We start from the raw sequence: 14192 nt of genomic DNA, 5'->3' as shown, positions 1-14192 counted from the left end.
GGCGTCACGGCCGCGCCACGGCGTCGACGCGGGGGAAGACCGGCAGGTGGCAGAGGGAGACCACCTCCGCCCGCCGGTCCCCCTCCGTCGCCACCGCGAGGGTCTGCACGACACGGGCCCCGGCGGCGCTGATCAGCTCCCCGAGTGCCACGAGGGTGCCTCCGCTGCTGACCACCTCGTCGACGATCGCCACGGCCCGACCGCCGATGGTGGCGGCGTCGTCGTCACCGAGGACGAGCTGCTGCGCGGCGGCGGTACCGATCGTCTGGACCGGCACGGTCAGCGGCGCGACCATGTTGGGTCGGATCTTCTTGCGGGCCACGACGTACGGTCGTCCGGTCTTCTCGGCGAGCTTGTGGGACAGCAGGATGCCACCCGTCTCCGGACCCACGATGACCTCGACCGACGGATCCAGGCGGGCCGCCAGTTCGTCGGTGGCGGCCTCCACCAGGGGAAGGTCACCGTAGAGCTTGAGGAACGCGATCTCGATCTCCGGGCCGACCGGGACGATCGGAAGGTCGCGGTGCAGGCCGCCGATGGTGATGCGGTGGGTGTTCACGATCTGGCTCCTTGCGGGGTCGGACAGGGCAGGGCGTTCGCGAGGGCACGTCTGAACTCGGCGAACCGGGCGCGGTTGGGCACCCGGTCCGGAAGCACGGTGCTGCCGAGCACGAGTTGGTCGGCACCGGCCCGCACCAGGTCGGGGGCGGTCACCGGCCCGACGGCCCCGTCGGCCTCGACCCGGTCGACGACACCGGCGGCGCGCAACCGCGCGGCCTGACGCAGGGTGCCCAGCGCCTCCCGACGGAACGGCCGCCCGGCCCCGCCGGGCACCACACTCATCACCGTGAGGTAGTCCGGTTCGAGCGCGGCCACCGTCTCGTCGTCGATGGCCTGTCCCGGGTCGAGGACGAGCCCGACCCGGACGCCCCGCCGCGCCACCGCCCGCAGGGCCCGGATCACCGACCCGGTCACGGTGCGCTGGTGGACGCAGACGGCGTCGGCCCCCGGTCGGCGATCTCTGGCAACAGCGGGCCGGGCTCGGTCAACATCACGTGGACGTCGATGGGCAGGTGGGTGGCGCGCCGCAGATCGCCGAGCGCCTCCAACGGCAACCCCAGGGCGCCGCCGAAGGCGGGCTCGGTGAGGTCGACGTGCAGGCGCGACAACCCCATCCCGGTCAGGGTGGCGACGTGTTCGCCCAGCCGGGTCAGGTCGACGCAGACCACCGACAGCGACAGCACCGGGGAGGCGGCGCCGGTGGCCCCGACCGCCGGTTCAGAGGCGGCGCGCATGGACCCTCCTCCAGCCGGCGGACTCGGCCCCGTACACGGCGGCGACCTCGTCGGCCACCCTCGGCAGGGCGTCGACCACCGTCACTCCCCGCACCCCCGCGCGGTGTCCGGCGGAGTCGGTGACGTACAGACCGGACAACCCGCCGGACCGGTGCAGGTGGTCGAGGCGACGCAGGCCGATGCCGGTCGGACGCAGGTGGGTGACGACGGCCGAGATCCGCAGCTCGGGCGCGTACGTCCGGAGCGCGGCTACCGCCGCGACCAGCGTCCCCGCGCTGGTGACCAGATCGTCGACGACGACGGCGTGCCCCGTCAGGGGCATCGCCGCCACCTGCGGGACGACGGTCCGCACCTCGTCGGGCCCGAGGCGTCGCTTGACGAGGCCGACGGTGGGGAGACCGAGTGCCGCACCGAGCCCACGCACGTGGGGATGACCGCCGGTGTCGGGGGCGACCAGACACGTCGGCGGCGTGTCGAGGCGCTCCAACAGGTGACGGTGCAGGGGCTGGGCCGCGACCAGGGACAGCCCCGGGCGGTGGAACAGTGCGTCGAGTTGCTCCTGTGCCCCGGACGCGATCGCGATCAGGTGGTTCAGGCCGGCCGCCCCGGCCAGGTCGGCGAGGAGCCGCGCGAACAGCGGGCGACGCTGACCCGGGACGAGCCGGTCGTGCCGGGCGTAGGCGAGGTGGGGGACGAAGCCGCAGATCGACCCGGCCCCGTGGTCCCGGTAGGCCCGGGCGGTGGCCAGCAGCGACACGAGGGCGGCGTCGGGGCTCTGGGTGGGGCCGGTGAGCGACTGCACGATCAGGACCGGTCGGCCACGGGGGTGGGCGGGGACGTCGACGCAGAGCTCCCCGTCGGGGAAGTGCCCGTCGACCCGGTGGTGGAGGTCGACGTCGTGTCCGAGCCGGGTCAGCGCGTCGACGAGATGGAAGTGCTGGTCGGGGAAGTCCTCGGTGAAGGCCCGGCACGTCGCCACGATGGTCGCGTCGGTCACCGGCCGACCGCCCCGGGGCGTGGCCACACCAGGTCGAGGGCCTCATCGATGTCGACCCCGTCGTAGCGGTGGGCGGCGATCGCGGCGAGGTTCGGCGTGCTGTTCACCGCGACCGTGTGGCGCAGCGCGGTGAACAGCGGGAAGTCCGAGTCGGAGTCGCCGAACGCGATGACCTCGTCGGTGTCGATGCCCAGCCGCTGTTGCAGCTCGCGGACGACTGTGGGCTTGTCCTCGGGGTTGATGATCCGGGTCGGGTACGTCGATCCGTGGACATGGTCGAACCCGGGGAAGCACTCGGCGAACTGCCGGGGTCCCATGGTCACCAGACAGGTCACGACGCCCTCCGCGCGGAGCCGCGCGAGTGCCCGCTCCACTCCCTCGATCTTGGGTGCGGCGGCGAAGGCCCGCTGGTAGAGGTCCTCGCCGAGGTGCTCCCAGGACCGCAGCGCCCGCTCGGCGAAGACTGTGCTGTCGATCAGCCCGGCCCGGAAGTCGCGTTCGAGGTCGTCGATGGTGCGCGGGTCACCGGCGGCGGCGGCGATCTGTTGACAGGCGGTGGTGCGGGGCAGGAGGGTGCCGTCCAGGTCGAAGACGGCCAGGCGGATTCGCACGGCGCTCACGCCTCTGCGCTCGCCGGGGTGACGGGCCGAACACCGGGGGTCGTCGCGGTCCGCCGATGCGCGTCACGGTGTCCGGGAGGAGCGCCACAGAAGACAGTAACGTATCGCAACAGGTGATCCTGTCTGTGTGAACGTGCACGCAGCGTTGCGCCACATGCCCCACGCCTGAAGGGCATCATACGTATGACGGGACCGAAAAAAAGCCCCTCAGTAACAAGGTCAACACCCAAAGTCACGTTGACCTGCGTATCGATCAGGAAAATCAGTCATGACAGCAGACAGGATCTTCCGGGTCACGGCGGCTGACGTCGCACGGGCCGCCGGGGTGTCGCAGAGCACCGTCTCCCTGGTCGTCAACGACCGGTGGCACGGACGCGTCGGTCAGGCCGCCGTCGACCGCATCCTCGACACCGCCGAGCGCATGGGCTACCGGCCGAACGTCGCCGCCCGCATCCTGCGACGCGGTGTCACCGGCGCGATCGCACTGGCCGTACCCACCCTGACCAACCCGTTCTTCGGCACCGTCCACGGGGGTGCCGCGCGCGTCGGGGAGGCCCACGGACTGGGGTTGACCGTCTTCCCCGTGACCTCCGACGACGACCACGGTCCGTTCACGTCACCACACCAGGCCATCGACGGCGTACTCGCCTGCTCGCTGTCCGAGCAGAAGGCCCGGGAGCTGAGCGCCGGGCTGCCGCTGGTCCTGCTCGACGCAGCCTCGGAGACCGGCGTACCGAGCGTGACCTTCGACCTCGACGGGGGCGTCGCCGAGGCGATCGGACACCTGTACGCGCTGGGCCACCGGCGGGTGCTGCACGTCCGTGGCGACCGCGACGCGTGGACCCTCCACCGACGGGCGGCCGCGTTCGGCACACAGGTCGCCCGCCGACCCGGCATGCTCGGCACCGAGCTGCGCTGCTCGTTCCACCCACCCGAGGCCGCCGAGACGGTCCGGGCCGAACTGGCCCGCCACCCCCGCCCCACGGCGGCCCTCTGCGACGACGACAACCTCGCCGTCGCGGTCTACTCAGCCGCCGCCCGCCTCGGCCTGGCCGTGCCGCACGACCTCTCCGTGATCGGGACCGACGACCTGCCGATCGCCGCCGTGACGACCCCGCCCCTGACCACTATCGGTCTGTCCGGCCACGACCTCGGCCGGCTCGGCATGCAGGCGTGCATCGACCTGCGCGACGGCCGACCCACCCCGTCGGTCACCCTGCCGGCGTCACTGCGGATCCGCGCCTCGACGGCCCCACCACCCCCGCACGACTGACCGTCGGCCCGTTCGACCAGCACCCCGCGGATCCGGCTTCCGGGTTGCCCACCCGCCGACGGCTCGTACCCTTGATCCGGTACGAAGCGGTACCCGAGCGTCCTCCGAGGTGACCACATGTCCAGTCACGCGTCCGGCCCCGTCGACCCCGCCCGCCTGCAGGACGTGCTGGACGGACCGTGGGCCGAGGTCCGCGACGCGCACCGGGAACACCTCGACGCCCGGTTCCTCCCGGTGTACGGCGAGACCGGCGACCAGGCCCGCGAGCGGATCACCCGACTCCTCGGCGAACTGCCCGCCGAGGTCGGCATCGCCTCGGCCTTCCCCACCGAGTACGGCGGCCGGTCCGACATCGGCGGATCGGTCGTCGCCAGCGAGATGCTGGCACAGGTCGACCTGTCGCTGATGGTGAAGGCCGGCGTGCAGTGGGGCCTGTTCGGCGGTGCCGTCGTGGCCCTCGGCACCCGGCGGCACCACGACGCGTACCTGCGTGACATCGCCAGCGCAGGGATCCTCGGCTGCTTCGCGATGACCGAGACCGGCCACGGCTCCGACGTCCAGCAACTGCGTACGACCTGCACCTATGACCCGCAGACCCAGACCTTCGACCTGCACACCCCGCACGAGGCGGCCCGCAAGGACTACATCGGCAACGCCGCCCGGGACGGGCGGATGGCGGTGGTCTTCGCCCAGCTGATCACACAGGGACGACGCCACGGCGTCCACGCCTGGCTGGTGCCGATCCGCGACGCGCAGGGCGCCCCGCTGCCCGGGGTGACGATCGGCGACGCGGGCCCCAAGGCCGGGCTCCTCGGGGTGGACAACGGGCGGATCACCTTCGACCACGTCCAGGTACCCCGGGACATGCTCCTGGACCGGTACGGTCAGGTCGCCGAGGACGGCACGTACTCCAGCCCGATCGACAACGACGCCCGACGCTTCTTCACCATGCTCGGCACCCTGGTCCGGGGCCGGGTCAGCGTGGGCGGTGCCGCGTCGGCGGCCACCAGGTCGGCGCTGACCATCGCGGTCCGCTACGGCGACGTCCGCCGCCAGTTCGACACCCCGGACGCCGACCGGGAGGTCCTGCTCAACGACTACCTTGCCCACCAGCGCAAGCTGCTGCCCGCCCTGGCCACCACGTACGCGCTGCACTTCGCCCACACCGAACTGGTCACCGCCCTCTGCGAGGTGCAGGAGGCCGGCGACCAGGCCGACGAGCACCGGCAACGGGAGGTGGAGGCCCGGGCCGCAGGTCTCAAGGTCGCGCAGACCTGGCACGCCACCCGCACCATCCAGATGTGCCGCGAGGCGTGCGGGGGTGCCGGCTACCTGGCCGAGAACCGGCTGCCCGGCCTGAAGGCCGACATCGACGTCTTCACCACCTTCGAGGGCGACAACACGGTCCTGCTCCAGATGGTGGCCAAGGGACTGCTGACCGGCTACCGGGACGAGTTCGGCTCGCTGGACGGCTGGGGCCGGGCCTCCTTCGTCGCCGAGCAGGTCCGCGAGATGGTGATCGAGCGGACCGCCGCCCGGTCGCTCATCCACCGGCTGATCAGCGCCGTACCCGGCCAGGACGACGAGGTCGCCGTCACCGACCGCGGCTGGCAGCTCAAGGTGTTCGAGGACCGGGAGAAGCACCTCCTCGACGGCGCGATCCGCCGACTGCGCAACGGCGCCGCAGTCAAGAAGGACCGCCCCTTCGACATCTTCAACGACGTCCAGGACCACGTCCTCACCGTCGCCGCCGCGCACATCGACCGGATCACCCTGGAAGCCTTCGTCGCCGGCATCGAGAACACCGCCGACCCGGAGGTCCGCGCCCTGCTCTCCCGGGTCTGCGACCTGTATGCGCTGACCGTCGTCGAGACCCACAAGGGGTGGTTCCTGGAACACGGCCGACTCACCCCGGCCAGATCCAAAGCGGTCACCGCCGTGGTGAACGGCCTCCTCAAGGAACTCCGACCGCACATGGGCACGCTCGTCGACGGCTTCGGCATCCCGGACGCCTGGCTGCACTGCGCGATGCTGCGTGAGGAACCCGGCCGCCAGGAGACCATGGCCGCCCACGACGCCGCCGGCGACCCCCAGGCGATCCCGGCCTGAGACGACGGTGGACCCCGGTACGGGCACGGCTGGACTACCCTCGCCGCCGTGACCACAGCGGAGATCGAAGCACCAATCGTGGGCGTCACCGTCTACCCGGACCGAGCCCGGATCACCCGCCGGGGCAACGCCCGGCTGGCCGTCGGCGAGCACCGGGTACGCATCGCGCCCCTCCCCCTGGGCCTACGGCGGGACTCGATCCGGGTCGGTGGCCGGGGTGCGGCCACCGTCCTCGGCGTGGACGTGACCGCCTGGCGGCAGGCCCGCAGCAGCGACGGGCAGGTCAGCGCCCTCGAACAGCGTCACCGGGACCTCACCGAGGCACTCGCCGAGATCGACGACGCGGACGCGGTCGAGGAGCAGCGGGGCCAGTTCCTCACCCGACTGGCCGAACGGGCCGGTGGCACGTACGCCCGGGCACTGGCCACCGGCGACGCGACCCCGACCGACGTGGCGGCCTTCACCGACACGGTCGCCGGTCAACTCGCCGACTCCCGCGCCCGGCGACGGGAGTCCGCACGCCGCCGCACCGACCTGGCCGAGGAACTCGCCGTCGTCACCCGTGACCTCGACGCCGCGCACGGAAAACGCGAACCGGACCGGCTGGCCGCCGAGGTCACCGTCTCCGTCGACGCCGACGACACTGACCTCGACCTGGAACTCACCTACCTGGTCGACGGTGCCCGCTGGCAGCCCACCTACGATCTGCGGCTGGTCGAGGAGACCGTCACCGTCACCTGGTTCGGGCTGGTCAGCCAGGACACCGGGGAGGACTGGCCGGAGTGCGACCTGCACCTGTCCACCGCCCGACCGGCGACGTCGACAGCCGTACCGGAACTGTCCCCCTGGTACATCGACCGGGTCCGGCCCGCACCGCCGCCGCCCGCACCGGGGTCGGCGTTCGCCGATCTGCCGGTTCCCCTCGCGTTCGGCGCCGCCCCGCCACCCTCAGGTGCCGTGGCGCGCTCCGCCGCACCACGGCCGAGGGTCCGCGAGGCCGTCGCCGAGGTCGAACAGGGGATCACCGCCGCCACCTACCGCCCGGCCCGCCCGGTGGGGGTGCCCGCCGACGGCACCGCGCACCGGGCCACCATCGCCGTCCTGGAACTACCGGCCCGACTGGACCACGTGACGGTGCCGGTGCACGCCACCGAGGCTCACCTGCGCGCCACCGTCAGCAACACCTCGGAGCACACCCTGCTCGCCGGAGCGGCGTCGGTGTTCCACGGCGCCGACTTCGTCGCGGCCACCCGGTTGCCGATCTGGGCACCGGGAGAGGATACCGAACTGGCCCTCGGAGTGGACGACCGACTGCGGGTGGAACGGAACCTGCACCGACGCACCGAGAGCAAGGCCGCCCTGGGCTCCACCCGACGGCGGGAGGTGGAGTACCGGGTCACCGTCACCAACCACACCCCGCGCCCGGCCGCCGTCGAGGTCCGTGACCAACTTCCGGTGTCCCGCGACGACGCGGTGGTCGTCCGCGAGACCACCCTGGTGCCCCCGCCGACCGAGCGGACCGAGTTGGGCGAGCTGACCTGGCGGCTCCGGCTCGGACCGGGCGAGAGCGGTGAGATCGGCATGGGCTTCCGGGTGGAGATCGGCAAGGGGGTCGAGCTGACCGGCTGGCGGGAGTAGCCCGGCCGGGCACCGGACGCCGTCCACAGCGGCGCGATGCCAAGAATCTGGAACAGGAGCCCAGCCTGTCGTGTGGTTGACAGTACGGACACCTGAGACCCCTTCACAAGATGTGCCGATCAGGTCACCCTGGGTGCATGGACGTCCAAACGGGCCTCCTCGTCGCCGTCGAGGGACAGAGTGGGGTCGGCAAAAGCACCGTCGCCCGGTTGATGGCCGAGCGCCTTGGGCGGGCCGGGCGACGGGTGCTGCTGACCACTACTCCGTCCAGCTCACCGATCGGCACCCTGGCACGTGCGGGGACGTTTCGACTACAGGGTGCCGAGCTGGCCCTTCTGGTAGCTGCCGACCGCCACCACCATGCACGCACCGTGATCAGGCCCGCAGTCGACGCCGGCAGCATCGTCCTCTGCGACCGATACCTGGCATCGGCGCTGGTCCTGGATCCACTCGACGGCGTCGAGCCTGCTCTGGTGCGTGCGGTCTACCGTGGACTGCCCCCTGCCCACCTGACTGTCGTTCTTGAAGGAAGTCCTCAGCTCTGTGCGACACGGGCGGCATCGCGAGGCCTCTACAGCCGTTTCCACACTCCGGATCCAAGAGACAACGAACGCGAGCAGGCGGCCTACCGAGCGATCGTCGACGAGTTGCGACGCGACGGGTGTCTGGTCGTCGTCCACGGGATCGGCGACGCCGACCCTGAGATGGTGGCCCGGGATGTGGTGGACCTCATCCTCGACCACGAGGACCGCGAACCGTGAAGGTCGCGCTGCTCTACCCCGAGGTGTACGACATGGCCCGTTTCCGGTCGGGGCGCAAGGAGTTCCCCCCGTTCGGGGTTCTCTACCTGGCCGCAGTCTTGCAAGAGGCAGGTCACGAGGTACGCGTCGTCAAGGTCACCCCCCTGGACACCGCGCCCGATCTGGCCGACTGCGACGCGGTCGGCTTCTCGTTGTCCTCCTCCGCGACCTACGGGTTGATGTCGACGGCCCGCCGCAGGGCCCGCATCCGGCCGGACTCGCTGATCATGGTCGGCGGCGTGCACTGCAACTTCTATCCGCACATGAGCCTCACTGACTTCGACGCCCATGTCGCCGCGGTGGGTGAGTCGGAGGAGAGCATTCTCGAGGTGTTGTCTCGTGCGGGCGACAGGAACTTCGCCGGTGTCGCCGGCGTGCTGTGGCGTGACGGTGGCCGGCTACGGCAGGAACGCAGTAGGCCGCTGATCCGGGATATCGATGAGCTCCCTCTTCCTGCACGGTCTCTGCTACCCCCGGAGGACCTGATCCTCACCGATCGGCTGGCCGGCACCGAACTACGGATGACCCATGTGATGTTCAGCAGAGGATGCCCGTTCCCGTGCACCTTCTGCGCAGCGGGGCAGACTCGCATCCAGTACCGCAGCGGCTCCAGCGCTCGACACGAACTGACACGGTTGATCGAGGCGTACGGCATCGAGGGCTTCGCGATCGTGGACGACAACTTCATCGTCAACAAGCGCAAGGTGGGCGACATCTGTGACTCGATCGCCGACCTCGGGCTGCGATGGTCGGCGCTGTCGCGAGTGGACACGATCGATCCGGCGTTGCTGGCCAGAATGTCCGCAGCCGGATGCATAGAGATCAAATACGGCATGGAGTCCGGCAGCGAGACCTTACTCGGAGCCATGCGAAAGAACACCACCCGCGAGCAGATCCGCCGAGCGGTCCACGCGACCGTCGCGGCAGGAATCGCAGCCAAGGTCTTCGTCATCCACGGCTATCCGGGCGAGGACATGACCACCACCAGGGAAACCATCTCTCTCCTGACGGAGCTTCGGACTGCGCTGTCACGGGTGTCACTATTCCGATTCGTGCCGCTGCCCGGCACCCAGGTATACGACCAGGCCGCCACGTACGGCGTGCACGGCACGCACCTGCAGTCGGACTGGGATGGCAGGTGGGAGAAGTTCCACATCCACCACAACGACCACCACTGGTGGGGCGACGAGGCGCAGTGGCGTCAGACGCAACGTTCGTACGACCTGCTGCGCGACTTCGTCGAGCAGCACTGGGGGCGGCAGGCCTAGCGAACGGACGGAACACGCCCGTGTTAGATTCGCTCGGTGTCGGAGGCGCTACCAGACGTCACGGCCACTCACCGCCTCGACGCCGACCACGCCGACCGGCTCTGGCAGTGGCTGCTGACCCGCCAAGGCGTGGGATCCGAGAACCGCTACGAAAGCGTGCCGGATGTCAGCCACGCTGCTCTCGGGCTGCACGCCGCACGGCTCCCGTCCCCGTTCGCCACCGTGTTGGCCCGGGCTCGCGATCCGGAAGTCGCCCTGCGCCTGTGGCATCCGTCCACCCATCGTGCCGTCACGACCGTCCGATGCATGCGCAAGACCCTGCACACGTTGCCACTCGATCTGGCGGCAGCCGCTCACGCCGCCACGCTGCACTACCGGGTCCGCGACGCGGCACGACAGATCGTCAACGCCGACCTGTCGCGTTCGCTGGTCGTCCGCACCACAGCGGCCATCCACGTGCTACTCGCCGAACACGACCACCTGACACATCGACAGATCGAGGCTCGACTCGCCACCGGGGCCACTCCGGTCGTCGCCGTACGGTTGGCTCTCAAGCTCGCCTGGGAACAGGGAACCCTCACCTACCGAAATCGGAGTGGCAGCTGGAACCGCGAACAACGGACCTTCGCGCTCACCGCCACCACCCACCCACACCTGAACATCAGCCTCGACCGCGACCGGGCCACCCAGCAACTCGTCTTCGCCTACCTGGATCGCTACGGGCCGGCCTCCCTAAAAGATGTGACCTGGTGGTCAGGGCTGTCCCGCGCCCGGATCCTCGCCGCCCTCGACCGGGCCGGACACCCGCTCACCGCCCTGTACACCCCGTGGTCACCTGCACCGCTCTACATGTTCCACCACCGGTTCGAGGAGTTCACCAACACAGCTCACGGGGCACCGGCGGAAGTTCCGGTCCTGCTCGCCCACGAGGACGTCGCCCTGAAGGCCTACGCGGAGACCCGCACCCGCTACCTCGGCAGACTCGCTCAGGGCCAGGTCTTCAACCAGATCGGTGAGGTGCTACCCACCATCGTCCTCGGCGGTCGGGTCATCGGAACCTGGGCCTGGGACGCACTCGAACGGTCGGTGGCCCACACCGTCTTCACCGGATGTGCCACGGCGGCGAACCGGTCGGCTGTCCGCAGGGCCGCCCGACGGGCCACGGTCACCCTCCGGCAGGGGTACGACGACGGGCCGCGACGACACACCGCTCGTCGGACGACCGGCGGGCGGCGGGACTGGTAGCGTCCCGACCATCCTCAACACGCTTCCCAAGGCTGGCCCATGCAGACACTAGCCCGCACCGTCACACTGCCCGACCTCCAGCAGTACGTGGTCGACATGGAGGAAGAACGAGGCTTCGCCGGTCGCACGGTGCTGGACCAGTGCCTCATGCTCGGCGAGGAGGTCGGCGAGCTGTTCAAGGCCGTCCGTAAGCACCAGCAGTTGCCCATCGGCACGACCTCGGTGGTCGGTAGCGTCGACGAGGAACTGGCCGACATCCTCATCTTCCTCTGCGCTGTCGCGAACCGGTACGGCATCGACCTCGGCGATGCCGTACGACGCAAAGAGGAGCACAACGAGGGACGAACCTGGCGGTAGCCCGGCCGGGCACCGGACCCCCGGTCCGGTGCCCGGGCGGTCACGGTCGGGGGCGGCGGGACGCCCGCTCGTGGCGGTCGCAGGCGCGGGCGTGTGCGATCCCGAGCAGCCTGTCGACCTCGGGGAGCAGGTGCGGGCCGGGCGCGACGATGCCGGCGAAACCGTACAGCCAGTAGCCCGGGTGCGGTGCGACGGTGTCCAGCCGGGCGAAGTCGAACTCGTGCCGGTGGTCCTCGAAGTCCTTGGGTGGGAAGCCGAACAGTCGCTCGAACTCGGCCCGCCCCAGGTCGAGGTTGAGCCGGAAGACGCCGGGACGGTCGAGTCGGGCCGACTCGTCGAAGCCGGGTACGTCGTGGTCGACGATGGTGGCGAACGGCCGTCGACGGTCGGGGCCGACGGAGAAGAACCTGTCGCCCCACGAGCCCTCGGGTGAACCGTTCTCCTCGCTCGCCACGAACTGTTCGACCCCGGGCAGGGCGAGGATCCGGTCGGCGAGCACGGCCGGGCCGGTGCCGGTCGGGACGTGCAGCACGAGATCGGTGTGCTCGATCGTGGCCTGGTCCAGCGGGAAGTACCTGTGGTCGTGGGTCCGCCGGTCGCCGGGTTCCACGTCGCAGGCCCGGACGTACCGGGGAAGCCGGTCGTCGCGGTGGAGCCTGCCCTCGTACGTCGACGGGGCGGGTGCCTCGATGTCGAGTGCCGGGCTCGCGCCGAGGCTGCCGGTGACCACCGCGTACCGGTCGCCGAGCAGGGTGCCCACGATGGCACCGGCGCTGGACCACGACAGGTCCGTCCCGGCCATGGTCATGGTGCTCGGGTGGCGTTGCAGGTGCCGGTTGTGGGCGAAGACCAGTGTCGGTCCCCGGTGCGCCTCGGTCGAACGGATCGCGATCAGGTTCTCGGCCATCAGTGCGTCGCGGACCCCGATCAGGCGGGCGACGCGCTCGGGCTGCGGCAGCGGAGCGGCGGCCTCGGCGTGGTAGCGCAGCAGCCCCACCGCGCTGGTGGCCTGCACGTGGGCAGCCTGCCAGCCCTCGGGTCGTCGGGGTGCCTGCACGTACAGCTCGGTCAGCAGGTCGTCGGCGATCACCCGGAGGCGCTGGGCGTCGGCGGATCGTCCGAACGACCGGCCCGGTTCCCAGATCGCGGCCGGGTCGCTCCACAGTGCCTCGTCGCCGACGAGGTCGTCGATCTCGTCGGCGCGGTCGGAGTCGAGGAAGGCGCAGACCCGCAGGAGGTGGCGGCGGGGACTCGGAGCACCCTCGATCTCCAGCGGGGCGTCGAAGCCGTGCACCGTCAGGCGGTCGGCGGCCGGCCGGCCGGCGTTCCACTCCCGCATCCGCAGGAGCAGGTCGCGGTTGGCCGGGGCGGCACCGAAGCCGTGGCTGAACCCTTCGGCGAGGACCCGGTCGAGCGGCACCGTGGTGCCGCCCCGGACGAACTCGTCGGCGAGCAGTCCGGCGGCCCGGTCGCTCTCCAGCGCGATCGACCGGTAGCCCCGCTCGGCCAGCGTCAGGAAGGCGTCGTTACGCAGTTGGAGGAAGGCCGACTCGCCGTGGGTGGGCTCGCCGAGGGCGAGCAGGGTCGGGGGTACGGGCAGCAGATCGAGGAAGAAGGTCACCCCTTCTACCGTATCGTTGGACAGCCCGTTGATACTTTCAAGCGAACAGCCTCGACAAGACCCCCGAAACCCTCAAACACCCCTCCCGTACGCGGACGCGGGTCGGCGCAGGGGCCGCCCGACGCACCGCGTGACGGTCGTGTGGCCCGGAACGACTCGTGGGTGTCGGTCGGCCCGGCCGGTTCAGGCCGTCGCGCCGCCGTCGATGGCGATCGCCGCTCCGGTGATGTGCCGCCCGCCCTCGCCCACCAGGTGGCTGACCGTCGCCGCCACGTCCTCGGGCGTCGCGTACCGGCCGAGCGCGATGTGCGATCGCTGGGCGTCGGCGGCAGCGCTGTCCGCCGGGTTCATGTCGGTGTCGGTGGAGCCGGGCAGGACCAGGTTGACGGTGATGCCGCGCGGCCCGAGTTCACGGGCGAGGGCCCGGGTCAGTCCGTTGACGGCGCTCTTGGTCATGGCGTAGGCGCTCACCCCGGGGGCCGGGACCCGGCTGGAGAAGCTGCTGCCGACGTTGACGATGCGTCCGCCCTCGCCGAGGTGACGGAGGGCGGCCTGGGTGGTGAGGTACACCCCTCGGACGTTGACGGCGACGGCCCGGTCGAGGTCGTCGAGGGCGACCGACTCGATCGCACCACCGACGAACACCCCGGCGTTGTTGACCAGGATGTCCAGCCGTCCCATCTCGGCGACCGCCCGGTCGACGGCACCGGCCACCGCAGCGGCGTCGGCGCTGTCGCTGCGGATCGCGAGGCCCCGACGTCCGTACGCCTCGACGGCGGCCACCACCGCCTTCGCGCTCTGCTCGTCGGTGCGGTACGTGAACGCCACGTCGACGCCGTCAGCGGCGAGCCGGCATGCGACGGCGGCACCGATACCACGGCTACCACCCGTGACCAGGGCGACTCTCGCGAAACTGATCGTCATCCCGTCATCCTGACAGTCGACTCAGGATGGCGCGCATCCGGGTGC

12 protein-coding genes and 1 pseudogene are annotated in these 14192 nt (G+C 70.9%); 7 read left to right on the top strand and 6 right to left on the bottom strand.

Annotated elements, in window-relative coordinates; all coding sequences use genetic code 11:
• Positions 1 to 4: 4 nt before the first annotated feature.
• From WHN02_RS15810 to WHN02_RS15795, 4 genes and pseudogenes are all read right to left on the bottom strand, one after another.
• The gene (locus tag WHN02_RS15810) at positions 5 to 559 is read right to left on the bottom strand and encodes a phosphoribosyltransferase family protein (protein ID WP_434739509.1); all 555 of its coding nucleotides are present in this window, start codon (positions 557 to 559) and stop codon (positions 5 to 7) included.
• A pseudogene (locus tag WHN02_RS15805) lies at positions 556 to 1295 on the bottom strand (ribulose-phosphate 3-epimerase). The gene WHN02_RS15810 and the pseudogene WHN02_RS15805 overlap by 4 nt, the downstream one beginning before the upstream one ends.
• Positions 1279 to 2292 (bottom strand): ribose-phosphate pyrophosphokinase-like domain-containing protein, encoded by a 1014-nt coding sequence (locus tag WHN02_RS15800; protein ID WP_434739508.1) that lies wholly within the window; start codon positions 2290 to 2292, stop codon positions 1279 to 1281. The pseudogene WHN02_RS15805 and the gene WHN02_RS15800 overlap by 17 nt, the downstream one beginning before the upstream one ends.
• Positions 2289 to 2912, bottom strand: coding sequence for an HAD family hydrolase (locus tag WHN02_RS15795; protein WP_434739507.1), 624 nt, complete (start codon positions 2910 to 2912; stop codon positions 2289 to 2291). Before WHN02_RS15795 ends, WHN02_RS15800 begins: the two co-directional genes overlap by 4 nt.
• Before the next feature lie 268 nt (positions 2913 to 3180).
• Between WHN02_RS15795 and WHN02_RS15790 the strand changes: the two genes are divergently transcribed.
• The 7 genes from WHN02_RS15790 (at position 3181) to WHN02_RS15760 (ending at position 11602) form a co-directional block, all read left to right on the top strand.
• Entirely contained in the window at positions 3181 to 4185 is a 1005-nt protein-coding gene (locus WHN02_RS15790) for a LacI family DNA-binding transcriptional regulator (RefSeq protein WP_434739506.1), read from the top strand.
• A gap of 117 nt (positions 4186 to 4302) precedes the next feature.
• Positions 4303 to 6294 (top strand): acyl-CoA dehydrogenase family protein, encoded by a 1992-nt coding sequence (locus WHN02_RS15785; RefSeq protein WP_434739505.1) that lies wholly within the window; start codon positions 4303 to 4305, stop codon positions 6292 to 6294.
• A 48-nt stretch (positions 6295 to 6342) separates the two neighbouring features.
• The gene (locus WHN02_RS15780; RefSeq protein ID WP_434739504.1) at positions 6343 to 7932 is read left to right on the top strand and encodes a DUF4139 domain-containing protein; all 1590 of its coding nucleotides are present in this window, start codon (positions 6343 to 6345) and stop codon (positions 7930 to 7932) included.
• A 137-nt stretch (positions 7933 to 8069) separates the two neighbouring features.
• On the top strand, positions 8070 to 8693 hold the full coding sequence (locus WHN02_RS15775) for a dTMP kinase (protein ID WP_434739503.1): 624 nt from the start codon (positions 8070 to 8072) through the stop codon (positions 8691 to 8693).
• Positions 8690 to 10000, top strand: a complete 1311-nt coding sequence (locus WHN02_RS15770) for a B12-binding domain-containing radical SAM protein (RefSeq protein ID WP_434739502.1) — start codon at positions 8690 to 8692, stop codon at positions 9998 to 10000. Before WHN02_RS15775 ends, WHN02_RS15770 begins: the two co-directional genes overlap by 4 nt.
• A gap of 36 nt (positions 10001 to 10036) precedes the next feature.
• The gene (locus WHN02_RS15765) at positions 10037 to 11245 is read left to right on the top strand and encodes a DNA glycosylase AlkZ-like family protein (RefSeq protein ID WP_434739501.1); all 1209 of its coding nucleotides are present in this window, start codon (positions 10037 to 10039) and stop codon (positions 11243 to 11245) included.
• Between the two features lie 39 nt (positions 11246 to 11284).
• A complete protein-coding gene (locus tag WHN02_RS15760) occupies positions 11285 to 11602 on the top strand; it encodes a MazG nucleotide pyrophosphohydrolase domain-containing protein (RefSeq protein ID WP_434739500.1) in 318 nt (105 codons plus the stop codon).
• A gap of 40 nt (positions 11603 to 11642) precedes the next feature.
• Here the strand turns inward: WHN02_RS15760 and WHN02_RS15755 are convergent, their stop codons facing one another.
• Complete coding sequence (locus WHN02_RS15755; RefSeq protein ID WP_434739499.1) at positions 11643 to 13223, bottom strand: DUF6194 family protein; 1581 nt, start codon at positions 13221 to 13223, stop codon at positions 11643 to 11645.
• Between the two features lie 183 nt (positions 13224 to 13406).
• Entirely contained in the window at positions 13407 to 14147 is a 741-nt protein-coding gene (locus WHN02_RS15750) for an SDR family NAD(P)-dependent oxidoreductase (protein WP_434739498.1), read from the bottom strand.
• Between the last annotated feature and the right edge of the window lie 45 nt (positions 14148 to 14192).

The organism is Micromonospora sp. SH-82 (assembly GCF_051132485.1).
Classification (GTDB): Bacteria; Actinomycetota; Actinomycetes; order Mycobacteriales; family Micromonosporaceae; genus Micromonospora.
This window is presented reverse-complemented; position numbering and strand designations above follow the sequence as displayed.